General features: G+C 47.1%; 20 protein-coding genes. 14 read left to right on the forward strand and 6 right to left on the reverse strand.

Going from position 1 to position 26,987, the window contains the following annotated elements:
* Window positions 1-127 precede the first annotated feature (127 nt).
* From MHM89_RS06580 to MHM89_RS06590, 3 genes are all read left to right on the forward strand, one after another.
* Window positions 128-2,824, forward strand: a complete 2,697-nt coding sequence (locus MHM89_RS06580) for a TonB-dependent receptor (RefSeq protein ID WP_239408420.1) — start codon at window positions 128-130, stop codon at window positions 2,822-2,824.
* A gap of 275 nt (window positions 2,825-3,099) precedes the next feature.
* The gene (locus tag MHM89_RS06585; protein WP_239384805.1) at window positions 3,100-5,163 is read left to right on the forward strand and encodes a S9 family peptidase; all 2,064 of its coding nucleotides are present in this window, start codon (window positions 3,100-3,102) and stop codon (window positions 5,161-5,163) included.
* A 240-nt stretch (window positions 5,164-5,403) separates the two neighbouring features.
* Window positions 5,404-5,829, forward strand: coding sequence for a hemerythrin domain-containing protein (locus tag MHM89_RS06590; RefSeq protein WP_045978902.1), 426 nt, complete (start codon window positions 5,404-5,406; stop codon window positions 5,827-5,829).
* A gap of 82 nt (window positions 5,830-5,911) precedes the next feature.
* Here MHM89_RS06590 and MHM89_RS06595 read toward each other — a convergent pair whose 3' ends face one another.
* Complete coding sequence (locus tag MHM89_RS06595) at window positions 5,912-6,334, reverse strand: GNAT family N-acetyltransferase (RefSeq protein WP_138509267.1); 423 nt, start codon at window positions 6,332-6,334, stop codon at window positions 5,912-5,914.
* A 113-nt stretch (window positions 6,335-6,447) separates the two neighbouring features.
* On the reverse strand, window positions 6,448-6,657 hold the full coding sequence (locus tag MHM89_RS06600; protein ID WP_239408421.1) for a hypothetical protein: 210 nt from the start codon (window positions 6,655-6,657) through the stop codon (window positions 6,448-6,450).
* A 406-nt stretch (window positions 6,658-7,063) separates the two neighbouring features.
* Here MHM89_RS06600 and MHM89_RS06605 point away from each other — a divergent pair, with 406 nt between their 5' ends.
* From MHM89_RS06605 to MHM89_RS06620, 4 genes are all read left to right on the forward strand, one after another.
* The gene (locus tag MHM89_RS06605; protein ID WP_239408422.1) at window positions 7,064-7,579 is read left to right on the forward strand and encodes a hypothetical protein; all 516 of its coding nucleotides are present in this window, start codon (window positions 7,064-7,066) and stop codon (window positions 7,577-7,579) included.
* A 188-nt stretch (window positions 7,580-7,767) separates the two neighbouring features.
* The gene (locus tag MHM89_RS06610) at window positions 7,768-8,571 is read left to right on the forward strand and encodes a PhzF family phenazine biosynthesis protein (protein ID WP_239408423.1); all 804 of its coding nucleotides are present in this window, start codon (window positions 7,768-7,770) and stop codon (window positions 8,569-8,571) included.
* Between the two features lie 38 nt (window positions 8,572-8,609).
* On the forward strand, window positions 8,610-9,671 hold the full coding sequence (locus tag MHM89_RS06615; RefSeq protein WP_239408424.1) for a hypothetical protein: 1,062 nt from the start codon (window positions 8,610-8,612) through the stop codon (window positions 9,669-9,671).
* Between the two features lie 122 nt (window positions 9,672-9,793).
* Window positions 9,794-9,970, forward strand: a complete 177-nt coding sequence (locus MHM89_RS06620; RefSeq protein ID WP_170269007.1) for a hypothetical protein — start codon at window positions 9,794-9,796, stop codon at window positions 9,968-9,970.
* On the opposite strand, the gene MHM89_RS06625 is transcribed toward MHM89_RS06620, so the two are convergent.
* Window positions 9,958-10,425 carry a hypothetical protein gene (locus MHM89_RS06625; protein WP_239408425.1) on the reverse strand — a complete coding sequence of 156 codons (468 nt, stop codon included), beginning with the start codon at window positions 10,423-10,425 and terminating at the stop codon, window positions 9,958-9,960. The two genes, MHM89_RS06620 and MHM89_RS06625, sit on opposite strands and share 13 nt — an antisense overlap.
* Window positions 10,415-11,140 (reverse strand): hypothetical protein, encoded by a 726-nt coding sequence (locus tag MHM89_RS06630; protein ID WP_138509261.1) that lies wholly within the window; start codon window positions 11,138-11,140, stop codon window positions 10,415-10,417. Before MHM89_RS06630 ends, MHM89_RS06625 begins: the two co-directional genes overlap by 11 nt.
* Before the next feature lie 256 nt (window positions 11,141-11,396).
* Here MHM89_RS06630 and MHM89_RS06635 point away from each other — a divergent pair, with 256 nt between their 5' ends.
* The 7 genes from MHM89_RS06635 (at window position 11,397) to MHM89_RS18905 (ending at window position 20,262) form a co-directional block, all read left to right on the forward strand.
* On the forward strand, window positions 11,397-11,684 hold the full coding sequence (locus MHM89_RS06635) for a hypothetical protein (protein WP_022945058.1): 288 nt from the start codon (window positions 11,397-11,399) through the stop codon (window positions 11,682-11,684).
* Between the two features lie 322 nt (window positions 11,685-12,006).
* Window positions 12,007-13,554 (forward strand): aspartate aminotransferase family protein, encoded by a 1,548-nt coding sequence (locus MHM89_RS06640; RefSeq protein WP_239408426.1) that lies wholly within the window; start codon window positions 12,007-12,009, stop codon window positions 13,552-13,554.
* Entirely contained in the window at window positions 13,547-14,839 is a 1,293-nt protein-coding gene (locus tag MHM89_RS06645; RefSeq protein WP_239408427.1) for a SidA/IucD/PvdA family monooxygenase, read from the forward strand. Before MHM89_RS06640 ends, MHM89_RS06645 begins: the two co-directional genes overlap by 8 nt.
* Window positions 14,836-16,041 carry an MFS transporter gene (locus tag MHM89_RS06650; RefSeq protein WP_239408428.1) on the forward strand — a complete coding sequence of 402 codons (1,206 nt, stop codon included), beginning with the start codon at window positions 14,836-14,838 and terminating at the stop codon, window positions 16,039-16,041. Before MHM89_RS06645 ends, MHM89_RS06650 begins: the two co-directional genes overlap by 4 nt.
* A gap of 13 nt (window positions 16,042-16,054) precedes the next feature.
* Window positions 16,055-17,143, forward strand: a complete 1,089-nt coding sequence (locus tag MHM89_RS06655) for a heparan-alpha-glucosaminide N-acetyltransferase domain-containing protein (RefSeq protein ID WP_239408429.1) — start codon at window positions 16,055-16,057, stop codon at window positions 17,141-17,143.
* Window positions 17,144-17,174: 31 nt separating this feature from the next.
* Entirely contained in the window at window positions 17,175-19,571 is a 2,397-nt protein-coding gene (locus MHM89_RS06660; RefSeq protein ID WP_239408430.1) for a GNAT family N-acetyltransferase, read from the forward strand.
* Window positions 19,519-20,262: a (2Fe-2S)-binding protein gene (locus tag MHM89_RS18905; RefSeq protein WP_239408431.1), complete on the forward strand. Its 744-nt coding sequence runs from the start codon at window positions 19,519-19,521 to the stop codon at window positions 20,260-20,262. The genes MHM89_RS06660 and MHM89_RS18905 overlap by 53 nt, the downstream gene beginning before the upstream one ends.
* Window positions 20,263-20,302: 40 nt before the next feature.
* Here the strand turns inward: MHM89_RS18905 and MHM89_RS06670 are convergent, their stop codons facing one another.
* Together MHM89_RS06670 and MHM89_RS06675 are read right to left on the reverse strand one after the other, a co-directional pair.
* Window positions 20,303-23,209 (reverse strand): TonB-dependent receptor, encoded by a 2,907-nt coding sequence (locus MHM89_RS06670; protein ID WP_045978890.1) that lies wholly within the window; start codon window positions 23,207-23,209, stop codon window positions 20,303-20,305.
* A 756-nt stretch (window positions 23,210-23,965) separates the two neighbouring features.
* Window positions 23,966-26,836, reverse strand: a complete 2,871-nt coding sequence (locus MHM89_RS06675; RefSeq protein ID WP_239408432.1) for a TonB-dependent receptor — start codon at window positions 26,834-26,836, stop codon at window positions 23,966-23,968.
* Window positions 26,837-26,987 lie beyond the last annotated feature (151 nt).

Here is a 26,987-nt window from a genome sequence, read left to right on the forward strand (position 1 = left end):
GCCGGGTTATTCAAAATGTTCGCAAGGTTAAAAAGTGGTTAATGATTGCCAAGCACGATATGATACCTCAACTTTGCGCTTTTATTAGTCGCTTAGCTTGATTTTACTGAGCATGGTGAGGTTGAAGATGCGTGCCCTAACACCCAGTCGTCGTTATTTATCTTTCGCTAGATTAACATTTTATTTCATCTTAAGCGTCCCTTTTTTGGCATATGCCGAGCAACAAGCCCAGCCTTCGCGCACTAAGGTGAGCATCAAAGGCTTAGAAACCATTGAAATTCGGGGCTTTCGTGACAGCGCTGTCAAATCACTCAGTGAAAAACGGCACCACGATGGTGTCAGTGAAGTGATCAATGCAGAAGACATCGGCCAGTTTCCTGATAAAAATGTCGCCGAGGCCCTGCAACGATTAACCGGCATTTCCTTGTTTAGAGCGCAAGGAGAAGGTGAGCGTATCGGTGTGCGCGGCACCACCGCTGAACAAAACCGTACTTATTTAAACGGCCAATATCTAGCAAGTAGCGATTGGTGGATCTCCAGCTTACCTAGTCGCGGCTTCAACTTTACCCTGTTACCAAGCGAAATTGTCCACTCGGTGAGTGTATTAAAAACCCCACAAGCTAAGCATGATGAAGGCTCTTTAGGGGGGGCTATTAATATCACCACCCCCTCTCCCCTTGATAACTATGCGCCAAGGACCGTGCTCGCCGCGCAGCTGCAATATAACGATCTTAGCCGCGCCTTCGACCCTCAATTTACGCTCCATAGTGAATGGCAAAATTCCGCTCATACCTTGGGGGTCATCGTGAGTTATAACCATAATCAGCGCAGTGTGCGTCGCGATGGACTGGAATCTTGGGGTTGGGATGACCGCCATTTCAGCCAGCAAGGCACACGCTTATACCCCTTGCTTGAAGAGCAAAACCCGGCTCAAAGCATCCAGCTTTGGTCACCCGGGGGCGGTGGCTCAGCGGTATTTCAGCAACATCGGGAGCTAAATACCTTGATGATTGCCGCGCAGTACGTACCCAATCCGCGTTGGCGATTTGCCTTCACCTCCTTGTACTCGCATTTGGATGCTGACAACACCAATCAGAATTTCCTGTGGCAACCCAGTAATGTGTATGCTCACGGTGGCCATCTCAGTGATTATCATGTTATCGATAATGTGCTCGCCTACGGCGCATATACCGAAGTGCCTGCAGATAACCCCAGCTCGCAACCGTTTAACACTGCGATGGAAGCTATATGGAGAGATTCTGCCATCGCCACCACCAGTAATACCCTCACAGCCACCTGGCAGCGAGGGTTATGGCAAGCTCAATACCAACTCGGCATGAGTCGAGGCAGTGGTGGCACACGAGAAGACCACACCACACAGTTTTCGGCAAATACCGCATTTCGTGTCGACACTCGCCAGCGACAAAACATCATCGCTGAATATGAGGTAGCGGCCACCGATGCACAGCAGTGGTTACTCAGTGACATTCGCAATGACGCTCAGGATGCCGAAGATGAGCAGTGGTATACCCAAATTGACATCACTCGCGCGGTGGATCATAGCGTTATTAATAAAATAGAGCTGGGTATCAAAGCCCGCGACCACCAACGAAGCTTCACTCGTCGGCGCTCTATTGGCGGCGACTACACTGGTTTAGCCGGAGATTTAGGCTGGCGTCTAAGTCAATTTTCAGCGCCCTTCCCTGAGCATTATTTACGCCATATTGGCAGCAGCGATACTTTGAAACGTTACGCCTATGCCGATACCCAAGCGCTGGCAAGGCAATATCGTAGTATTGACTTTCATCAGTACGAAGAGCGGCCCAGCCGCTTTGAAATTAACGAGCGTTCATTGGCCGGTTATACCCAGCTTCAGGTTGGGGCTGACACTTGGCAAGGGAACCTGGGGGTGCGCTTGGTGGCCACCGAGCAGCAAGCCGAGGCCTATGCCGGCCCAGTCCACTCGGGCCGAACCCATTCGGGAGGAACCCATTCAGTGGCAAACGCCAGTACTGTGCAGCTTGGGCAATGGCAACAAAGCCGACGCCGCTACTGGGATTTTTTACCTAGCTTAAACCTCAGTAGCCACTTAAGTGACAACTTACTGCTACGCCTTGGTGCGGCGCGGGTGATGTCTCGTCCGCAGTATCATCACCTTATGCCCTCAACCAACTACAACGTCACCCAAGCGCAAGGCCAAGGCGGCAATCCAGAACTTGACCCTTATCGCGCCAATCAATTTGATGCCGCCTTAGAGTGGTATTTTAATGATATAGGTTTGCTCTCTGGCACCGTGTTTATGAAGGACATTGCTTCGTTTATTGAATTCGAGCGCCGACAGGAGGAGCATGAGGGCATTTTGATGACCATAGATAGGCCCACCAATGGCGCGGGCGGTACCATAACCGGTGCAGAACTCGCATTACAGCATGAGTTTTGGTACGGCTTTGGGGTGCTGGCTAATTACACTTATGTACAAGGCTCTCGTGAAGCTCACTCTGCGGGGACACTCAATGCCATCCCCGGGACGTCAAAGCATTCGGTGAATTTTTCTGTTTATTATCAACAGCCATTGTTTGATGTTCGCTTGGCTTACAACTACCGGACCCGCTATGCCACCGGCGTAGGCGAAACCTTCATGGATAACTATGGCCAACTTGACGCCAGCGTTCGCGTCAACCTAACCGAGCAATTACAACTGAACCTAGATGTAATCAATCTCAATAATGAAATCACCTACCTGTATGAGCGTAGTCACTTGGCGCCCACTGGCATTTACGAAAATGGTCGGCGTTTTTACACGGGCCTGCGCTACACATTTTAAAGGCAAAATGTAACTTTCTGTCAACTTGGGTAATAGTATGTAAAACACGGAATTATTAGCCGTTTAGTGCGTCTTAGAGATAATTAATAAAGAGAGTGCGCAATCGTACTCGCTAATGTTTTTAGCCATTGCATAGATAGTAAACCCAATCCCAACCATAGGGGCTCCAGCATGGGGCCCTTTTATCGCAGCCAGTGTGACCTTGAGCGCAAACACTGGCTTTCACTTGTTGCTTTTGTACAATAGCCAAAGCTAATAACAAGTGAAGGACTAACATGAAACTACTGACAACAGCGTTAGCGCTGGCAACAGCCATGGGCACCAGCCTATCGGCCCAGGCCAGTGATACCATTACCGTTGAAGATATTCCGAAAATTAAAAGTGTGATCCAAACCGCCATCAGTCCAGATGGCGAGCAGGTTGCCTTTACGCGCTCTTTACCACGCGAGCTGTACGTTGATAAAAATGGCTACAACTACAGTGAACTCTATGTGGTTGATGACGAAGGCGTAGAGCGCCCTTTTATTACCGGCAAGGTAAATATTAAAAGCATTAGCTGGTCAGCAGACGGTCAAGACATCTATTTCCTCGCCAAACTAGGCGAAGACAAGCACACCGCCTTGTACCATATTCCGGTAGACGGTGGTCAAGCTCAGCAAGTGTTTGCCCTGAAAGGCCGCTCAATCTCCAGCTACGAACTTAGCCCAACAGGCAAGCAAGTCGCAATCCTGGCCATGCCAAGCAAAGATAAGTCGGAAAAAGAGCTAAAAAAATTAGGCTTTATGGCTGAGGTGTATGAGCAAGGGCTGAAAAACAAGCAACTGCATTTAATTGATCTAGCCAAAGCTGACAAGCCGCTAGACCCTGAAGCGATTGACATTGATGGCTATGTTAGCGACATGAACTATGCTGACGATGGCAGCAAATTATTAGTCAAAACTCAGCCGACGGCATTGATTGATGATAAATACATGAAGTCGCAGTGGCACTTGTTTGATGTCCAAAGCAAGGCCGTTACGCTGTCGTTTAAAACGGAAGGGAAATTAGGCGATGCCGAACTTTCTCATGATGGCCGTTATGTAGCTATTTTAGGCGCCGAAGATAAACATGACCCCGCCACCGGCCGTTTATATTTAGCCGATACGAAAAGTGGCGAGATTAAAGAGTGGTTACCTGACTTTATGGGCCACATTGCCGATATTGAATGGGCCAACACCGAAAACACCCTTAACTTTATTGCCGCTGTAAGCCCTGAGACCTTTGTTGGGCAAATTGAGGTAGGCGATGAGGACTATGACACCTTGATTGAGCAAGGCGAATTTATTGCCAGTCGTTTGAGTGTGTCTGACTCGGATAAAACTATCGCGCTACGCGCGAACACCGCCAAGCACCCGAACGAAGTATTTATGATCCGTGGTGATGAGGCAACGCGCCTAAGCGATTCAAACCCATGGCTCAACGATAAGCGCTTTGCCAAACAGCAAGCGCTTAGCTTTGAAGCACGCGATGGTGTAGAGATTGGCGGCGTTTTGGTATATCCATTGGATTATCAAGAAGGTCAGCGTTACCCACTGATTATGGCCGTGCATGGTGGTCCAGAAAGTCACGACAAGAACGGCTGGGTAACCAGTTATTCTGATCCAGGACAAATGGGCGCGGCGCGCGGGTATGCGGTCTTTTACCCGAACTATCGCGGCTCTACTGGTAAAGGCGTTGCATACTCTAAGCTGGGCCAAAATGACTACGCTGGCAAAGAGTTCGACGATCTTGTCGATATGAAGCAATACTTGGTAAAAATGGGCTTAGTCGATAGCGACCGTGTTGGTATTACCGGCGGCTCTTACGGTGGTTATGCATCAGCCTGGGGCGCCACTAAATTAACCGAGCATTTCGCAGCCAGTGTGATGTTTGTCGGCGTGACCAACCAGCTTTCTAAGTTCGGTACTACCGACATTTCCAACGAAATGTACTTAGTACATGCACGCTCTTACCCATGGGAAAAATGGCAGTGGTATTTGGAACGTAGCCCAATTTACTGGGCGGGTCAGTCTAAAACACCGCTATTGATTATGCATGGTAAAGACGATCCCCGTGTACACCCAGCGCAATCTATGGAGCTATATCGCTACATGAAGGTGCAAGGGAAAGACGTTCGTTTAGTGTACTACCCAGGTGAAGGTCATGGTAACCGCCGTGTCGCTGCCCAGTATGATTACAGCCTGCGCTTAATGCGCTGGATGGATAATTACCTGATGGAAGGCAACAAAGATATGCCTGATTACAAAATTGACCACGCCAGTAAATTAAAAGCAGTTAAAGACGCCAACAAAGCGGACTAAGCTGTACTCCTTGAGAAGCCTGCATCACGCAGGCTTTTTCATCTTAACAATTAACGTTCTGTTGTATAACTTCCGCCCGCGTGCCTAAATGGCTGCTTGGTGTGGTGAATTTTCCATTTTTACTTGTAAAAGCTACATTGCCTCACTTCTTTAAAATAAAAAATGTTTACTAATCATGGGCTTGAAATGTGGCATTTGACTTGCTCTGTGTAGTTGGTAGCAAAGTAAAAAGGAGACACTATGACCATATTTGAAGCACTACGTCATGACCATGACACCCAACGTGAGCTCATTGATAAATTGATCGAGACCAGCGGTGACACCAAAACACGCCATGGCCTGTTGGAAAAACTCAAACATGAGCTGCAAGAGCACGCCAAATTTGAGGAGCGTTACTTCTATGACCCACTTATTTTTAAAGACCTAACTCAAGAAAAAGCGCGTCACAGCATTGCCGAACATCATGATATTGACGAATTGATCGAAGAGCTTGAAAGCACAGATATGAGTTCACCTGCTTGGCTGGCAACGGCGAAGAAGTTACACCACAAAGTGCACCATCACTTAGATGAAGAAGAACAAGAGGTATTTCAATTAGCTGGGCGTGCCTTAAGTGATAAACAAAAACACGATTTGGCGCAAAAATACGATGCGAATATGCACTAAGCCGTAACAGTGATGACGCCCCTGCATCTAGAAAACTAGGTGCAGCCCTATCCAAGCTAGGCGATAAGCTCACTTACCCTTGCTATACATCCACCATTGAGAAGTGATGGCTGGCGATGTTAAAACCCTCACGCAGATAGAATCGATGTGCAGCAAAGCGTTGAACGCCCGAGTCTAAGTGAATTTGCTCACAATTATTAGCCTGCGCATAAGTTTTAAACCAATCCAGTAAAAATTGACCTACACCACGCGAGCGATGCTTCGCATTAGTCACCAAATCCTCAATATAGATATGTTTACCCCAAGCCAGTTTTTCACCAACACTGAACCCTGCCACAGCAAGCACTCCTTGTGAGGATTTCACATACACAAGCTGGTAATGATGTAGTTGTTGCTTGTCAATTTGCGCAGATAAAGCATCGAAAGAATACTGCGGGCGAAGCTGTAATAACACTTCCAGCACCGCTTTATAATCAGCATCCTTTTCAAGAAATTTAACTTCCATGATGTCTTCCTTATTTCAGCGAGATTTTAAGCTGTGCATAGACAGTTTTTGATAATAGCGACTATCGCCTATGTGCACCGAACACTTATTTGGACACCGGCGCTGTATACACATTAGCGGTTTATCAAACCGTACAATACCAAAGCGAGTCCACCAACGCTTTGCAGCGTGATGATGAGCCAATACAACACAGGAAAGCGAGCTTTGGATACGTCAAACCACACCCACCAATCGAGGAGCAATACGGTGTCAGTTTCCTCCTTGCGATAGTCCCAATAAGTAATCGCGAGCACGACCAACCCCAGAAATACTAAAAAATACACGTCAAAATCCTTTAAGCCGACTAGAAACTCAATACCGAGCGCTCAGGTGTGGTTGCTTGATCCTAAAAAGCCCCACCTTCATGCCATTGATAGCAAATTTAGCCAAACGGTTCTAGCTTTAATAATTTAAATGCGGTAGCGATGACACAAAGCTAATCTTGACGAATGACTCGATAGCAATGAAGGAATAAGCCTCAGTTTCCTAACCTACCAATGAGTTTCTACTTTGGTGGCAAGTGATGACTATTTCTGATATTGATCCTGTGTATTAGAAAGACGTATTTTTAAATTGGGTCGCGAACCTAACTCGACCACAGCAGTTTGAAACTACGGATAAGGAGTCATGAGTGTCTAAAATTCTTACGCCACTGAAAGATGCAGCTTATCACTTAGAGATTGTGCACCCATGATAATCGCCAAACACCCCCACCCCCTTACTCGCATATACTCATTGCTTGTTTCACTCGTCCTTGGGGTATTCAGCGTCGGATGCGCCGCCAACGAGTGCGTTTACGAGCAAAAAGAGAACAAAAAACAACTGTATGCCGCTAATCCAGCGATTAGCGTTCAGCAATGGCTGGAGTCGAGCGACGAAGTAAAAGGGGTGTTGGCTAATGGCAATTTATTTTCAGTGAAGCATTGGTCATGTGAGCATTATGGCAAACAGGCATTGATGGTTCTCGGCCCGCACATGGACACCGCTGCAAATCAATTGAACGCTTCTGTGTTACTGCTTGCAAAACTTGCTCTTGATGAGCACGAGTTAAAACTGCTCACGCAATCGCTGCAAAACAGTAAACTGCGTCTCGCTGATGCGCCACTTCAGCATAATATCGTCAGTAATGAATTTGATGAGTTTTACGTTCAAATCGCTATCACCGACAGCCTCATCATCATTGAGATTAAGCTATATCACAGTTAAGTTCCCTTTTTATGCAGCGAATGAACTTGTGCGGAGCACTCAAAACCTCTTCGCTGTATCGCCCCTTTATAACTCACTTTCTATCTAAGTAAGCTCCGCTGCAAAGCGCGCACTTCAGGCCTAAGCTTGCCTTCACTGAATATACTCATTACTCTAAACGCAGCGATTTTAACTAGGTGATTTAGCCTATGCAGCTTTGCATGTACATTATTGACGCCTTCACTCGTGAGCAGTTTGGCGGGAACTCTGCGGCGGTGGTGGTACTTGATTCACCATTACCCGATGCGCTCATGCAACAAATTGCCAGTGAAAACAACCTCTCGGAAACCGCATTTATCATTGCTAACCCAAGTGGTGATTATGCCATACGCTGGTTTTCACCGCTGATGGAAATTGACTTTTGCGGTCATGCAACTTTAGCCTCGGCTTTCGTGCTATTTGAATACTTTCAGTGTCATCAGACCATACGCTTTACCACTCAGCAGGTCGGTGATTTAACAGTATGGCGCCACCATGATGGTTGTATTGAAATGCGCTTTCCCAACCTTGCTCCTACAGCAGTAGAGGCTCCTGCGGCGTTGTTGGCAGGTTTATCACGCCCTCCGAAGCAGGTGTTGGCCAACGCGCAGGCCTATTTTGCGATATATGACGATGAACACGACGTGATCTCATTGCAAAGTAACAGTGAGCAGTTAAAAACCTTGGCACCACGAGATGTGGTGGTGAGCGCCAAAGGCAGTGATTGCGACTTTGTCAGCCGCTATTTTTGGCCCGCTAACGGCGGTGATGAAGACCCTGTGACCGGCTCTATCCATGCTGGACTCACTCCCTATTGGGCAGAGCAACTAGGTAAAACCAAGTTTCACGCAAAGCAAAAATCCATCCGTGGCGGTGAGTTATTTTGCTCATTAGATGCAGAGCATGTTTTGGTCAGTGGTTACGCTGTGCTTTACGCGCAAAGCACCCTGCATATAGCCACGGCTGCAAGCTGACGGTGGCCAACAATCGCTTATTTGGTAAGTAATACCCTATGGTGTTAAGACGTATCAAAGTCGCGCGCTGGCGCGCAAACAAACATATACAGCGGCAACAGAGCCAGTGGCAGCCGCATAAAATGCGCCTATTAAAACGTTGCCAGACGATTTGGTTTAACCTTGGCAGCGCACAAAAGCTCTACCTGCTTGCCATTCTCTGCTTAGTGGTGCTGCAATCAGGCTGGCTGGCCACTGTCATCACTATTATTGCTTTAGTGGTAGAGTTTTGGCCTAAGTTTAACCAGCTGTGGCACTCACTGGCAGGTAAAGCTCTGATTTTATTGTTCTATGCCACCATCGCAAACTTTGTGCTCGCCAGTGCCAGTGGCATTGTCAATGAAGTCACTGGAGTGTCGGCCAGCCACTTCAACTACACCCATAACTTTGCCACGTTGTTGTATCTGCCACCTTGGGCGCTGGGGATCACCTTATGTACCTTGTTGTTGTTACAGCTTTTTCTACCATTTTATATTGTCGCACTGCTGCTTATTAAACCCTTTGGCTCGCAACGCATTAAATTTATCAGTCAGAGCTATTCGCCATTAATGACCGCGTTGGTGCGGTTCTTTCTCGCCAGTGTGGTGATTGTAAATATCATTTCCTTCGTTGATGACAAACCTGCTGAGGCTGTGCTCGATGATATCACCGCTAGCTTTAGCGAGGGTAAAGCCTTAGTCGATGAGTCGCCTGCTCGTCAAGAGCAAGCGGTGCAGCAACTGAGCGAGAAAATCCAACAAGATTTGCCCACCCAACACTCGGGCGCAAAACAATCCGACAACAGCGCCGAAGTGCAGGTTGAGGGAGACACCGAGGCAGCAAAAAACATCCAGCAGTTTTTACACACTAAGGGCTATTTTGAGCGTAGCAAGCGCCTTATTGCCATGTTCGCATACAGCTACGAAGCCGATAGTTTCTCTCGCTGCGAAAAAGCGAACAGCGTCAAAGCGGTGGAGCTTAACGACTACGAAATCGTCGAAATTGCGCCGGATGATAGTATGCCTTATGGCTACCGCTTTCGCGTCAGAGCCTGTCAGTCACCTGGGATATCTCCGCCCTAGCAGGGATGAGTTGAAAACCTTAGGTTTTAGTCAGCACGGTTTATTACCGCAATGCTGGGTTATTGATGGCCATTGCGCTGGCTCAGCGCTTTATAGCCTACTTACTGAGGAGGTTTTAGTGTATGAGCACTCACCAGGATAAAGGTAAACGCGCTTTTGTCATTGCTGCGCTATTAAGCTTTCTTGGAGCACTGGCGCATTTACTGACCATTTTCGCAGGAGCGCACTGGTATCATACCACGGGAGCCGGTAAGGCGATGGCGGTCGCAGTGCCAGTGCTAAGCGATTACTGCTTGTAGGTGACGTGCAGGGGGATATCAATAAACCTCGCGAGGTTTTCTCCGTCGCGTTCCAAACGTTTTTTAAACCCTTTAGGAGCTAGGTTGAAACGATCGCCGTTAGTTAGTTGTAAAAAAAGCCGCGCATCATGACGGTCTAGCATCCGTTCATCTACAACAACCGCCTCGATATCACCAAATTGAATATGTTTCGTTTTTATTGGAAACAGCATCTTCGCGCGTATAGTCACGGCCTGTTTACGCTTATCAACCCACACCGCATAACTGCCAAACAACCCGATAAGGCCAAGTGTAGTGACCGATGCCCAGACAAACAGTGGCATATCACCACGGGCCACTGAGAACAAATTCGCCGCGCCAATTAAGGTAATAAATACACCGATAAACCGAGCAACGAAGATTTTACTGCCTTTGTTTAGCACCGCTAATTCATTAGAAATTTGCTTAAAAGACACGATGTAACTCCTTGGCAATAAGGCCGACCATTAGCAAAAAGAAAAACGGCCCGAAAATAAACTTAGCGAGCGCAGTTTTATCCCAAAAATACAGTTCTCGGCCAACGCGAGGGGGTGTATCAGTAGTCTGGTTTTGCACGGTTTCCGCTTGCACTTCACTTTTGTCAGTGCCGAAAGAAATCGTTTGCTCCGTAGCCGTAACACTCTCTTTCACGCTCAGTTGGCAGCCGAAGTGCTGCGCAAGAAAGCTGGCCGCCGCTTGAGTGTCAGCAAGTGTCCCTAGCGTATATCTTTGCCCACATAGCGCAAATTGATAGTGCGTGACCATGCTAGGGATAGGTTGCACCACAATTTTAACGTTTGCCAAATGACCCATAGGCATGGGAGTGCCTGCTCTGCCCGCGAAACGTGACTCTATATATGCTTGACCTTTCGCTGCATCAAGCACCAAATACTGGCTCTTAAGCCAACAAAAAAGACAAGGGATCAATAAAATAGGTGCCACCACCGCATAAAACAGTGAGTCATCAAAAACCGCGACCACGGCCGCTGATATTGAGAAAAACAGCAACAAAAAACGAAAGGTCACAATTACATGGTGCGTTTTTGTTTGCAGCGCGACACGCTCAGGTAAGAGATCCGCTTTAATATGATGACGCGCACCTTTGGATAGTTGGCTATACTGCATTTGCTTATTACTTCCTTGTTTACTCACTGTATTACTTTAAACGCTCTGCATCTTTGATTGAAGCCTTTTTATCATAAAAAGGCCTGCTTGATATCACTGTGGTTGGGTTGCTCTTTTAACGCATAGCTAGCAATCCACCCAATCAGTGAACAGTGAGCATAAGCGCAATTACCAGCACGTGAGTGGCAGCGAAAAGAGCGGTTCAGCTGTTATACCCCTTTGTTTTCGTTTACAATTAACATTATGTAAACACTCAGTCATGAATTAATAAGGATATCGCCCTATGGAAATGGCAGATTTAACATGGATACACTTTCTCGCCATCGTCGGTGCGGTGATTACCATGCTTTCAGGCATAGCGCTGACATTTTATCGCCTGCATGTACTCAATGCCGATTTTGGTCCTAACTCTATAAAAGCACTGGGAGTGATGGTGTTTTTACCGTCGCTGCTGATCCTTGCCGTGCTCACCGACTTCGGCAGTGAAACCTTAGCGGCATTACTCGGTACCGTGGCAGGTTATGTGTTATCGGGTTCAGAGTCCAAGCCCGAGCAAGGTCCTCACCAGTAAGTTCTAAAAATAGTAGCAGTGCCCTGTGCGCTGCTATCTCCTTTACCTCCAGTTACCTCGCCGATCACACTGACACAACGTGAATTTTTATCACTTTCTCCCGAACAAAGCGTCTCGCTTGGGTCCTTCCTCGCTTGCACCTGGCAGGTAGTCACCCCTTTAAATAGCCGGATTTACTTTAGAGCGGATGCATTATTCGAGTATGAATAATGGACATGTAATAAAAATGTAAGTTAAATTAATCCTTTTTTATTATTGCCAGTGATAACCATTATCATTACGATCCCGTTTCTAATCTTTGTACCTTAAATGGAGTTGCGTCGTGAATCAATTAGCCCCTGTGGTTGATAGCCAATCAGCTAGCAATAGTCATAGTGACCCAAGTCACCCCTATATTTTTAACGAGAGTAACCTGCTGCATTACGAGATGGCTTCTATGCAAACCATGTCGTTAATCCATCAGGCCATACGCCGTGCTAAAAAGGTTCATTCAGGTGTTAACCACCAGCAGCTTAGCCAATTGGTTGCCGATATAGATTTAAGTCAGCCATTACATAGTGTGGATAAAGCACTGGATGAAATAAAAGCACTGTACTTAGATCATGCAGTCTATTTTCACCACCCTAAGTACGTGGCGCATTTGAATTGCCCGGTCGCCTACCCTGCGGTGATAGCCGAGCAATTGCTCAGTGCCATTAATTCTTCGTTAGATACCTGGGACCAAAGCGCTGGCGGTACCTTAATAGAGCAAAAGCTAATTGACTGGAGCGTGCAAAGAATAGGCTTTGATAGTCACGCTGATGGTATCTTCACCAGCGGCGGCAGTCAGTCCAACCTCATGGCATTATTACTGGCGCGAGACGATGCGGCCAAACGCCTGCATGGTCACGTCATACGTGATCATGGCCTGCCCGCACAAGCCAAGCGTTACCGTATTTTCTGCTCAGAAGTAAGTCACTTTAGCATTCAAAAATCGGCAGCCCTATTGGGACTTGGGTATAACGCAGTGGTACCAGTGAGTGTTGATAAGCACTTTAAAATGGACTTAGATGCGCTCGATGCGGCCATGTGCCAAGCCCGAGCACAAGGTGACATTCCCATCGCCGTCATCGCCACGGCAGGGACCACCGATTTTGGCTCAATCGACCCCTTGGCGAGCATCGCTGAGCGCTGTCAAAAACAGCAAGTATGGATGCATGTTGATGCCGCCTATGGCTGTGGCCTGCTCGCCACCGATGATTACACCCATTTACTTAGCGGCATTGAGCATGCCGACTCGGTCACCCTAGATTACCATAAGTCTTTCTTGCAACCGGTGAGCAGCAGCGCATTTATCGTCGCCGATAAACAGCAATTCCAACATTTAACCCATCACGCTGATTACTTAAACCCGTTCAGTGATTGTCCGCAAGCAGCACCTAATTTAGTGGATAAAAGCCTGCAAACCACTCGCCGTTTTGACGCTCTGAAGCTGTGGTTGACGCTACGCATTATGGGCAGTGAACAGGTTGGCCGCGTGTTTTCAAGTGTGATGGCTTTGGCGCGCAGTAGCTTTGTGACGTTAAAACAAGATCAGGAATTTGAACTCGTTCACGAGCCAGAATTAAGCACACTGGTGTTCCGTTTTATTGACCCCCAACTCGATGACGAGCAGCTCAACACACTGAATTATCAGATTAAAGACGAGTTATTCAAACAGGGTGAATGTGCCATCGCACGCACCAAATTCAGGGGTATTAATTACCTCAAATTCACCCTACTCAACCCCAACACCGCCATTGAGGACATTAAGACCATTGCCGCCGAAATTAAAGCATGCGCCTACACCCTCAAAGCGCGCTCATTCGAAAAGGAGACAAACTATGAATAAGGTGTATGACTTCATCGCTATTGGCCTCGGCCCTTTTAACCTCAGCCTAGCCTGCTTAAGCGACCCAATTGAGCAATTGGATGCCTTGTTTCTTGAGCAGCGCCCGTGCTTTGATTGGCACCCAGGGTTGATGCTCGACGGCGTCACCTTGCAAACTCCTTTTATGTCGGACTTGGTGACTTTGGCGGACCCCACCAGCCGCTTTAGCTTTCTAAATTATGCCAAGCAGCAGGGAAAATTATACCAATTCTATATTCGCGAAAGCTTTTTCTTACTGCGTGAACAATACAACCAATATTGCCAGTGGGCAGCGAGTGAATTAGCCAGTGTGCGCTTTGGCCACTGCGTACGCCGGGTCGAATTTGATAATAGCCAAGATTGCTACCAATTGACCGTTGATACGCCGGAGGGTGAAAAGCGCTTTTTTTGTCGCCATCTTGTGCTCGGCACCGGTCCTTCGCCGTACTATCCACCCGCTGTGCAGCCCGATGCAGCCAATGTCTGTCATGCCACTGAATATCTGTATCGTCGCGATGTCCTTAACCAAAGCAAGAGTATTACCGTGGTGGGCTCAGGGCAAAGTGCCGCAGAAATATTCTATGACTTATTATGTGATATAAAACAGCAAAACTACCACCTACAATGGGTCACCCGCGCTCCGCGCTTTTTCCCCTTGGAGTACACTAAATTAACCTTGGAGATGACCTCTCCTGAGTACGTCGATTACTTTTACCAATTAGAAGACGCCACTAAAGAGCAACTGCTTGCCAATCAGCGTAACCTCTACAAGGGCATAAACAGTGAGCTGATAAACCAAATTTACGACAAGCTTTATGAGCTTGATGTTCAAGGTATTCAGCGAGCGCGGTTATTTACTAACAGCGAACTCCTTAAACACCAAGGAGAGAGCCTGCAATTCAAACATTTAGAGCAGCAACGTAGCTTCACCTTGCACAGCGAGCAAACGGTCATGGCCACCGGCTTTAATTATCAGTTACCCGATTTTCTCAGCGGCCTAATGGATGAGCTCTGTTGGCGTGACGATGGTCGTTTCGCCGTTAATCGCAACTACAGTATCGATAAACGCCAACGCGTATTCGTACAAAATGCCGAGCTCCATACCCATGGTTTTGTCACCCCAGATTTAGGGATGGCCTGTTATCGTAACAGCTGCATTCTGCGCGGCATTCTCAAGCGTGAGCCCTACAAGATTGAACAGCGTATCGCTTTTCAAGAGTTTGGCGTCCCAGCCAGTGTTCAGCAACCACAAAAGAGTCCAGTATGAAGCAACAAGCGCTGAAATCGACGCTTATACTGCTTACGGTGATCTCGGTGGTGTGCGACACCATGGTTTTGCCGTTTTATCCGCAGTTTTTTGCTACTGAGTTCAACGTCAGCTCCAGCTTGCACGTAGGCAGCTACCTTGCCACTTGCTGTATCACCGTGATGTGCGCCTTCCCGCTCTGGGCTAAGGTGGCACGTCGCGTTCATGAACTGCACTTGTGGGTGGTGACCCAGATCATTGCCGGAGGATTAGGAGTGGCGTGTTATTTTGCCACCGATCTCCTCGCATTCTGGCTACTTTCGCAAACGATGTTGGTGTTTAAGGCTAGCTATTTACTTATCTACCCCTTTGTTCTCAGCCTTGAAGAGAAGAAAAAGCACCTAGGCATCGTCGGCCTGTTCAGTGTGTTGATGCATTTCGGTGGCATTGGCGGGGCGTTATTGGGTGGTCTGGTCTTACACAGCTTTGACCCTCGGGCGCTGTATCTCATTATGGCGGCTGGCGATGCTGTACAAGTGCTGCTGTGCCTGTACTTAATTCGTGTTTTGGCGGTCACTTGGCATCAACGAGCGCTTGGTGAAAGTACCACTGAGCGGGCACGCATCCCCCGGTTTGTGCTCGTCCTTGGGCTGGTATCCATGGGGGTCTACTTCAGTGCCTTTTTGGCGCGTCCGTTTTTCACTCTCTTTTGGCAGCAACTAAGCGGGTTCAATAACGATATCCTCGCTGGCTTTATTTTTGCCATTCCGGCTTGGGTGGCACTGGCATGCTTGTACCGTAATCATCGTCGCCCGCGCTCACAAGCGCACCATGGCAAAGACATCGCCTGGGCTATGCTGCTTGCCAGCATCGGGCTACTACTGCATGGCGCACAGGCTTGGCCGGTGATGATCTTTGGCCGAGTGCTACTCGGTATCGGCTTATTTGTGGTCACGGTACGCCTTGAGGTGGTGCTTTTTGCCCTGAGCGAGCCTCGCTTTTATGGCAGCGACTTTGCCAAGGTGCACTTTATGCAAAACATAGGGCTGATCAGCGCCTCGTTTCTCGTCGGTTCGTTGGTAAGTGACGGCAATTACACACTGCCCTTTTTCGTTGCCAGTGCCGGTTTTGTGCTCACGCTGATGGTGTTTTATGGACTTTATATGCGCCCCGAAACACAGCAATTTAATCGTGTTTCGCAAACCAGCACACCGAGTCATTAATAAGGAAACAATCATGAATACTCACCGTCTAACTGCCGTCGACTTTGTTCGCGGGTTTAGTGTACTCATCATGGTCTGCGTACATACGCTGTGGATGTATGGTTCCAGTTATACCCAGGGGCAATCGTTACTGGGGGAGATTATCCATTTACTTGGCAAAGGCACCGCTGCGTTCCTTATTGCTATGGGGATTTCCTTATTGCTTTCTCGGCATCATAGTCCGCGAGCCTTGGCAAAACGGGGCGTAACTATACTCGCGCTGGGCTATGGTATGAATGCACTGAAGTTTGTGCTCCCTATCGCCCTTGGGGTATTACCTGAGAGCTTTATCAATGCGTATGGCTGGCAATCGCCGTTACAACTCCCGCACTACCTGTACTTGCTGGGCACCGGCGACATTCTGCAAATGGCTGGGCTCTCGCTACTGTTGTTAAGCCTTGTGGTGCACCCAAAGCGCAGCCCATGGCTTTATATTGCCTTAGCCTTGCTCGTTGCTTTTGTGACGCCGCTGATACGCGGCTGGCAAAGCGGTATGACTGGGCTGAATTACCTGAGTGATCTTTTTGTCGGCGCGCAGTTTAACGTCTACTTCCCGGTATTTCCATGGCTGGCGTGTGTGCTTTTTGGTCTTGCACTATCAGCGCGGCTACGCCAAGGCCGCCCTCTTGCGCGCAGCGCCCTACATCTTGGTCTGCCGTTGCTAATCGTCGGCGGCGCGCTTTGCCTATGGGATAAAGACACTCATTTTAATGACTTTTTCCATCTTGGCCCCGGTGGTGCCTTGTATTTAAGCGGACTGAATTTAGTCGCACTCGCGGCCATCGATAAGCTGTTGCGCTTGAGCCAAAACTGGCCTGTGCAACAACGGATTATGACGGTGTTGACCTACTGCTCCCGCCATGTAACCAGCTTATACATAGTGCAATGGGTACTGGTGTGTTGGGGCATGGCGTGGGTTGGCTTTAAAACTCTCACGCCTTGGCAATGCGCCGCGATGATGCCGGTGATGTTACTGCTCACTTTCGCGATTCATCGTCTTTTATTTGTACGTCAGAGGCAGCCTGCCACCACGCAGCCCCACACTCATAAAGTTATTGACTGAACTACTTTATCAACCAGATTGAGAACGAATTATGACGAAAAATACTGTATACACGCACTCTCATCCACTGTTAGGCACGCTTACCTTTCGTGCTCTGGATCTTGAACACGACTTACCCCTGTTGGTGCAATGGTTGCATCATCCGCAAGCCCATTTTTGGGGCGCAACGCAGCAATCTGCCGAAGAAATTAATGACTTCTATCAAGCACTCAATAACGACCCAGCGCAGCATGCTTTTATCGTCGAAATCAACGATAAACCCAGCGCGCTTATCGAGGTATATCAACCGCAGTTACTAAACCTTGAGCAGCACTTAAATCTACAAAGCGGTGACTTGGGCATGCATTTGCTTTTGGCACCGGCGCACTTGCCCGTACACGGCTTTAGTCTGGGGGTGATGACGTCGGTCTTACACTTTATGTTTACTGAGCTTGATTGCGAGCGCGTGGTGGTTGAGCCGGATGCCGGTAACCACAAAATTCATACCCTTAATTTAAAAGCGGGGTTCAGCCATCACAAGGTGATCCAGCTAGGTGATAAAACGGCGCTGCTAGGCACTTTAACGCGCGCGCATTTTAATTATCTCAAGCAGTTGCCTGAACGCTTTGATAGCTCAAGGCAAAGCCCAGAAAAACAGCGTATAACACCGAGCCTAAGTGGCCAACATTTGGATGATGAGTCATGGCAATACGCCAATCGTTTGCTGATCGCAAAAATGCTGAGCGAATTTTACCATGAGCGTATCTTTACCTACGACCAAGATGCCGAGGGTTATGTGCTCAACACCCTCGGCGGACACAGTTATCACTTCCAAGCCCACGCCATGGCGCTCAACCATTTGCAGGTTGACCCGCACAGCATTACCAAAGTGCACCTTGGACAACACCAAGCCCTAGACGCCATCGCCTTTGTGTTAGAGTGCAATGATAAATTAGGCATTGCCCAAACTATGCTGGGTACCTATTTGGAGGAGCTTGCCAGTACCCTCAGTGGCTTCGCATTTAAGTATCGCAATAACAGCCTCAGCAGTGCCCAACTAGCACAGGCTGATTTTCAGGTGATTGAAACGCAGATGACTCAAGGCCACCCCAGCTTTATCGCCAACAATGGCCGCATCGGCTTTAATGCTCAGGACTTTCATCAGTACACGCCTGAGGCGGCCAGCGCATTTAATATTGTTTGGCTTGCATGTCATAAACACCACACCACCTTTAAAAGCACCGCCGATTATAGCTATGAAGTCTTAATAGCGCAGGAGCTCGACATCGCCGAGCGACAACGCTTCGATGCTCAGCTAGGCGAGCAAGGGCTAAACCCTGACGACTATTACTTATTCCCCATGCACCCATGGCAGTGGTTTAATAAGCTGGTGCATGTTTACAGCTACCACGTAGCGCAAAAACAAATAGTATGCTTGGGCTACAGTCAAGATAAATACTTACCGCAGCAATCCATTCGCACCCTGTATAACATCACAAAACCGCATAAATGCTATGTGAAAACAGCCTTATCGATTCTCAATATGGGCTTTATGCGCGGCCTTTCCAGCGCGTATATGAAAGTAACCCCTGCCATCAACCAATGGTTATTTGATTTAGTTGCCGGTGATGATTACCTGCGCCAGTGCGGCTTTATACCGCTTCGAGAGGTGGCAACTCTGGGCTTTGACGAGCAGTATTACACCCACCCAGCGCTCGGTGATAACCCCTATAAAAAAATGATGGCGGCACTGTGGCGAGAAAATCCACGCCATTATATGGATGACGATGAAAGCTTAGCGACCATGGCCAGCTTACTGCATATTGACACCCAAGGTCAGAGCTTTATCGGCGCCAAGATTGCAGCGTCTGGGCTCTCGCCACAGCGCTGGTTAGCGCATTACCTGCAGGCCTATATGACGCCTCTGTTGCACTGCTTTTATCAATACGATCTGGTGTTTATGCCCCACGGCGAAAACCTGATTTTACGCTTTAAAGATCATATCCCAGTTGGGGTGTTCATTAAGGATATCGGTGAAGAGATTGCACTATTGAATAGTGACATGGCCATCGCCGACGAAATCAGTCGGATCAAGATTGAGGTTCCTGAAGAGGTGGCGGTTCTGTCTATTCTTACCGATGTGTTTGACTGCTTCTTCCGTTATTTGGCAGCGATTATGGTCGATGCCAAGTTGATTAGCGAAACAACATTTTGGCGCTGCGTGGCAAAGAGCATTCATGCATACCAACAGGCTCACCCCGAGCTGCAAGACAAGTTTGCCAAACATGATTTGTTTGCGCCCTCGTTCCCGCTGTCTTGCTTAAACCGCTTACAACTGCGTAATAACCAACAGATGGTGGATATCGCCAACCCCGCCAGCAGCATGCAATATGCCGGTGACTTGCGCAATCCGCTTGCCGATTATGCCGATGTCAGCGAACGAGCATAACAAAGCCATTGAGCAGCAATTACGCCAACAGTGCTCAGTGTTGGCGTTTGCCGAGCCGCGCCCGGGTGACATCTGGTTTGCGAATAACCACCTTGAGCGGCAGCCATGGCAGGCGTTGTTGACCCGGCTAAACGCTCGCGCCGAGAAGCTGAGCTCAGCGTATCTCAGCGTTAATAGCTTTTTGCAGCTTAGCTGGCAACCGCTTTACCTGAGTGTTGCCTGTGTCGAAGGGTTACATTGCGTACCTCAATTAGACGTGATGCAACAGCAGCTGCACGCCAGTGGCAGTATTTATGGTCTCAGCGCAGTGACCTATCAATATGTTGATAAGTGCATAGATAAGCAAGTATTAAGAAAGCAGTGCCATACTCAGCTGTTAACACTAAGCCAAGGTTGGCAGCAGCACATCGCAAGGTATGCGGGGTTAAGCCCAGGATTAGCCCAACGACTGCTTAGTGACACGTTAACTTCGGCACTGTTACATGGTGCCGGGTACGGCAACGAAGCGCACCTGCACCAAGCGCATCAAGGTTGGCAACAGCTTTTTTATCCGCGCTTTCGGCAAACCATTCACGACTCACAGGGTCAATACCACAGCTCACGTATGACGTGTTGCCTGCACTATCAACTCAAGGCACAAGAGGCTTGTCAGAACTGCCCTATCAAGTGCAAAGCACAGCAAAGCGCATAAAAAAGCCCCTAGATAGGGGCTTTAGCAGGGTAGAATAATATTAGAAAGTAACGTTCACGTTAGCGAAGAAACGACGACCTACGACATCGTAAATTGCCTCATCACCGCCGCTTGCTTGAATGTAAGCCGGTGGTAACTTATCAGTTAGGTTACGTAGACCCAAATCAACGCGGGTGTTATCTGTTAGCTGATAACGCGCTGATAGATCATGTGTGATCATGCTGCCAACATAAGATGGTGAGATATCTTCCTCAATGTCTCCCTCAGGTGACACATCGAAGCGAGCCGAACGATCGGTGTAACGAGTTGTCCACGTCAGGTTCAAATCCTGCCAGCTGTACTGGACAGTGAAGCGACCTTGCCATTGTGGATCACCTACTTCGCCGTCCTCTACGTCCACGGTATCAGGACGATTTTGGAATTCGAACTCTTCAAGTTCAAGTAAGTGGTTAACAAACAAGTTAAAGGTTAGCTCGCCATCTACATCAAAAGCAGCAAGGTCGGTGCGGTAATCGAAGTCTGCCTCGATACCACTGGTTTTAATTGCTGCGGCATTCAAATAGCCCGAACGGATAAGTTCAATATCGTTGGTTTCAGGGTTACGGTCAACCTGAGCACAGAAGTTACTATCTGGTGCGCCTGCTGCATCAACACAGTTTTCTGCCACCGTCTCTGCTGAGATAAATTGAATTGCATCTTCAATCTCGATGTCGTAGTAGTCGACCGTCATTGAGAAATTATCAGCAAAGCTTGGTGTCCAAACGATACCTGTGGTTAGAGACGTTGATTGCTCTGGTTTCAAATCAATGTTACCACCACTTAGAATATCAACACTCACTGCGTCCTGCGATACAAAGCCATCAGGAATACCTAATGCAGCACAGTTCGCGGCACGATTCGGGTTATCGTTAATGTTCGCTGCATCACAAGGGTCTGAGATATTTTGGAAACCAGGAGAAACTGGGTCAAAGGCCTCGGTGATGTTTGGCGCACGTTCTGCTTCGCCATACGTACCGCGAATGCGAAGATCATCAATTGGTTGATAAAGTAGACCTACTTTCCAAGAACCGCTTGAACCCGTGTGCGAGTAATCAGCTGAGCGATATGCTGCATCTAATGTCAGCTCTTTCGCGAAAGATAGACCCGAAAGAAGTGGTAAGCTTACTTCAATAAACCCTTCGGTAACATCATACTCACCGTATGCATCAGGTGTGGCAGCGGTGGTAAGGAAACCAGCCTTAGCAAATTCATCGGTAATTGTCTGCGAAGTCTCCTCACGGTATTCGAAGCCAGTTGCGATACCGATTGGTCCACCTTGCAACTCGAAGAACTCTGCAGAGTCAAAAGAGATGTATCCACCAATCACTTCTTGGGTAATCTTGTCAGTACGTGTTACATCAGCACTCACCCAGTCTTTTGCAGCTTGCGACGCTTGGTTGAAGCCAAATGGGTTGTAAGGAGCACAAGCACCACCATTTACACTTGCAGGGTCGCTGTAGTCATCACCTTGCGCCGATGCCACTTGGCTGCGACAGGCTGCTTCGCCAGTAGCCGGATCAATGACTGAATCAAGCGCGGCAACGAAGTTATCTGGAATAAGATCGTTTAAGGTATTACGCACATTGTCGGTGCGCCCGAATACATAGTAAGTGTCGTATGAGAAATCAGTTTCACTTAAAGTGAATAGACCTTCGAAGCCACCAACAAAACGGAAAAGCTCTCGCTTATTCGATGCGCTACGGTTACCAAGCTCACCAAAGAATTTTGAAAAGCCAATTGTTTCATACCCTTGAGACAGAAGATCTTGGCGTAAGGTTTCGTCTAAATAAGGGTTATCTTGAACATTTACAGACACGTTACCGAAGCGGAAAGAGGGCTGGAATTGCTGTTTGATATCAGAACGAACAAATTTAAAGTCACTGTAGAAGGCGTGATTATCAGTGAAATCAAAGCTAAATGACGAAGCTACGGTTGTTTTATCTAAATCAGGATAAACATTCTCATAATCTTGTGTCTTGAAGCAGTATTGACACCCATCAGGGAAGCTACCAAATGCACCGTTTGAAGAGTACACACGTTCAGGCATTTGTACCGGTACGCCATTCTCGTCGAAAGTCCAGTTAACATCTGCAGAAATAACACCATGCTCACTAATAAGCTCTGACATTACGTTAGGCACTGTTAAACGGTCAGGGATGCCGTCTGTCTCTCCGGTATCTTCTGGGTTAGCAACGCTACCATAATGCTGTACTTGGCGAATGTCATTTGCCATTACTTCAGCGATACGGTCTTTACCTGCGAAAAAGGTAACATTACCACGGCCGTCAAACACTTCAGCACCACCAGTAACACTGAAAGAGTGGTTTTTAGTACCCACACCCTCAGTAGAGTTACCTACGGAGCCATTAAATTCAAAGCCTTCATAATCGTCACGAAGGATGATGTTTACAACGCCAGAGACGGCGTCTGAACCATAAATCGCAGAGGCACCACCGGTGATCACTTCCACACGCTCGATCAGTGCTGAAGGGATAGTGTTAAGGTCCACCTGTGCACTACCTGGCGCACCTGCCACGTGGCGCTTGCCATTTACTAACACCAACGTCCGTGAAGCGCCCAAACGACGCAAGTCCGCAGACGTAACACCCGCAAATTCGTTACTGTCATTGTTACCAATGAGCGTGTCTGTCGAACCAATTGCAGGTAGCTCTGCAAGTACACTACCTAAATCTGGCACACCTGCTTGAGCGATATCTTTAGCGCCAATCGTAACAATAGGTGCTGGTTGAGAAAGCTTAGGCTTAACAATTCGAGACCCCGTAACTTGGATTTTTTCTACTTCTTGTACGCGATCAGAATCTGCTGCAAATGATGCATTTGTGTGAGCGACTGCGCCAATGACTACGGCCGATTTGACCGCCAGCGCAAGCTTGCTAAATGAAGTCATAATTATTCCCTGTAAACTGAAAGTTGTTTATTTTTTCTAAGAATGAAACCCATATAAAGGACTGGGTTCAGGAACAATTAGTATCACAAAAAAAAACAATTGGAAGCCTAAAGAGACAAATTTTTAACTTAAATAACAATGAGTTGTAACATCAAAGATGCAAACTAGTGTAATTTTTTTTAAATTTATGTTTAATTTTTTAACCTTTAAAATCATGCCATTGTCATTTAAGGGACATAAAGAAGACTCAACTTATCGAAAACACTCCCAATAAATAGCTGCGGCGAAATTCTCACTGCTAAGGACAGCACACACAAACAAAAAAACAGTTGCAATTAATGAAATAAAAAATCAAAGGGCAACATAAAATGCGCTATTAACAAAAAACTCTAATGCTGATTGTTAAAAAGGAGTGATTATAATAGCGAGGCTCCCTAAACATTCTTCAAGGACTCCCAGCACAGCTTGCGCCATGATTTTGGTCGAGGCTTTCACTGACCTATGAGCTTTTTGCCTTGAATGCTATTTAAACAACATGTTCCAGCTCAATTTGCAGCTGTCCACTGGTGGCTTGGGATCAGGTAACAACAAAACAGGGAAAAACAAAAGAATAAGAATAGAAAGGTGACTTGTAAAAACCATTTAAATGTAAAAGATAAAAACTGACTCCACCTTTATCAAGCGTTAAATGAAAGGTGATGATAGAAAAAGGCTCCTAGATTGAAATCTAGGAGCCAAGTTTTTTATCAATTTACATTAGAACTTATAGTTAAAGCCCACAGTTAAAGTGCGACCGTCTAGATCGTAGAACTCACCATCATCATACAGTACAGGGTTACGAGGTGGAGTGCGATCGAATACATTTAACACACCACCACGCACTTCTAGATTGTCCAACACTTGATAACGCGCCGTTAGATCCCACTCTGTGTAAGAAGGTACATCGTTATAGTCGTTATCTTCTGATGTCCACTCTCTATCAAGCACCGTGGCGTGACGATAGTTTGCCGCAAGGGCAACGGTTAGATCTTCCCAGTAGTAGTTAGTCATGAAACGAGCTTTCCAGCGAGGACGATGATATTCGCCTTGGTAACTACGCTCATCTTCAGCTTTACCAGTGTTGTTTTGAGTACGCTCGTCCAAGTAGGTAGATACTAATCGGAAGTTAAACTGACCAAAACTTGTATCTAAGCCATAGTTAATTTCAACATCGGTACCAGCGATAAAGCTCGTTGCCGCATTAACTGGCTTTTGATAGAAGTTATCGATTTCTAGGGTTTCTGGGTTACGCTCAATCAAATCGCAGTAAGGATTATCTAAGCTTTCAAACTCATAACAACCATTAACCACAGTAAGCGCTTCTGGTGATACGATCATTTCTTCGATATCGAATTCCCAGTAGTCCACTGTAATAGATAGATCTTCAACAAATTCAGGAGTATATATAAAGCCAATAGTCCAGTCGTTTGCTGTTTCGTTATCTAATTCGGTGTTACCTACGACAAAGCCTGGGTGGTTAGTTGACTTCCATAGGTTAGATGGAGCCCAACCCTCAGGGATCCCCGCTGCACGGCAGTTACGCTCAATGTTCTCGCGATATTCACCGGCGTTGTCAATTTCACCCTGTTCACAAGGGTCGTCAAAAGATGCGAATGTCTGCGCGGCAGGTTGGTAAAGCTCAGAAATACTCGGTGCGCGAACAGATTTTGAACGGTTAATACGAAAACGCAGTTCATCGTTCAGTACATAGTTAAAACCAACCTTCCACGCGTTATCAGTCCCTGTTGAAGAGTAATCCATGTAGCGGTAAGCCAATTCAAAATACACTTCATCAGCAAAGAATGTATCAACAACAACAGGAACCGAGAATTCGGCCGCAAGCTCTGTTACGTCAAACTCACCTTTAAGCGCATCTGATTGGTTGTTGAAAATAAGACCCTCGCGCATTGCAGGATCAGGCAAAGTAGATGATTTCTCTTCACGATACTCGGCCGAGAAAGCCGCAGCAAGTGGGCCTGCAGGAAGTTCAAACATGTAGCCAGAAACCGTACCCGCAATCACAGTTTGGTCAATTGAGGCTCTGCGTGTAGCATCGGTTCCAACATAATCTAACGCTTCTTGTGACGCTAAGCCTTTACCCCAAATATTCAATGGAGAACAGCCTGCTTTGGCACCGATCACTTCACCGTCTGCATCACGCTCAGCACACACAATATTGCCATCAATTTCTACTGCATCAATAGCGTCTCTAAAGCGTTGTTCGAATAGCTCACCATACCAAGTCGTGTCTGACTGAACATGGCCTTTGGTAATATATGCGTCATAGCTCCAATCGTCATTGATGATGCCTTCGAAGCTTAGCGCACCACGAATAAGGCTACGTTTCTGGTCGTACTGACGGTGACCGAACAAATCAGCTAGGTAGTAAGCATTGAACGTGTCCATACCTTGATCAGCAAAAAACTGCTTTGTTTGGTCATCGAAAAATGCATTATCTGTACTATTGCCACCTAGGTAGAAGAAAGCTGGCGATGACTCACCATATGCTGACGTATTTGAATATGTCATTTCAAACGCCATAGAGTGATCTTCAGCCAAATCGTAGTTTACATTGATCGACGCATTTAGACGTTCCAGTGGCGTACGAACATACTTGTGCTCTAAGAAGCTATAGCCATCACCTTCGCCAGTATAATATTGAGTATTACGGCTACCTGGTGTTGAGCTTGCAGGAAGAAAACCTTCCGCTGCGAACGGACGGATTGAGCCATCATCGCCAAAGGCGTAGTGGCCACCATCGTTAGCAAAGAAGTCACCATTCTTACTGTAGATAAATAATGATGTAGAACCTTCACGATCTAAAGTAGTACGCCCTGGAATGCCATCTTCGTTATCGACATTATCTGGGTGATCTAAGCTGATTACACCATTACGAATGAAATCACGCTGGTCACCTCGTAATTGTTCGTTTTTGGTGTAAGTAATGTTAGCAATAAAGCTACTATTCTCACCTTCGTCACCGAAAGTAAGTGATGTGTAATATGATTCGCCGCCGTCTTGCGTAGGTTGAGAAGTAGAGGCGTCGATTTCCAATCCATCGAATGACTTTTTAGTAATAATGTTTACAACACCCGCGACTGCATCGGAACCATATACTGCAGAAGCACCACCTGTTGAAATCTCAACACGGGCTATCATAGAAGTTGCAATGTTGTTCAAATCAACAGCACTGCTGCCAGGCGCACCGGCAACAAAGCGTCGACCATTAACAAGTACCAATGTACGCTCAGTGCCTAAGCCGCGTAAGTCGGTATTGTTTAAGCCATTTGCAAACACACTGTTGTTAGTTGTTTCTGGGGAAAGACCTACTGTTGAGTTAGGCATTTCAGATAAAAGGTCAGCGACATTGGTAATACCAGCGTCAACCAAATTATCACCGCTAATAACCGTAACCGGAGTTGGTGATAGCTCGCCAATACGTTTAATTTTTGAGCCTGTTACTTGAATACGTTCTACTTCTTGGTTTTGGCCGCCCTCTTCCGCTGCCCATGAAGCACTCGTGTGCGCTACTGCGCCTAAAACCACAGCCGATTTTACAGCAATGGCTAACTTGCTAAATGAAGTCATAGTTATCCCTGTTAAAAATGAAGTTCGTTATTTTTATGTGACTATAACCCCTATAAAGGGCCTAGCCTGAAAACATTTTGTAACACAAAGGAATAAAAATAAAAGCTTTTCTAGACAAAAAATTTAACTTAATTAACAGCAGGTTACACCA

This window comes from Pseudoalteromonas sp. CNC9-20 (assembly GCF_022347875.1).
GTDB lineage: Bacteria > Pseudomonadota > Gammaproteobacteria > Enterobacterales > Alteromonadaceae > Pseudoalteromonas > Pseudoalteromonas ruthenica.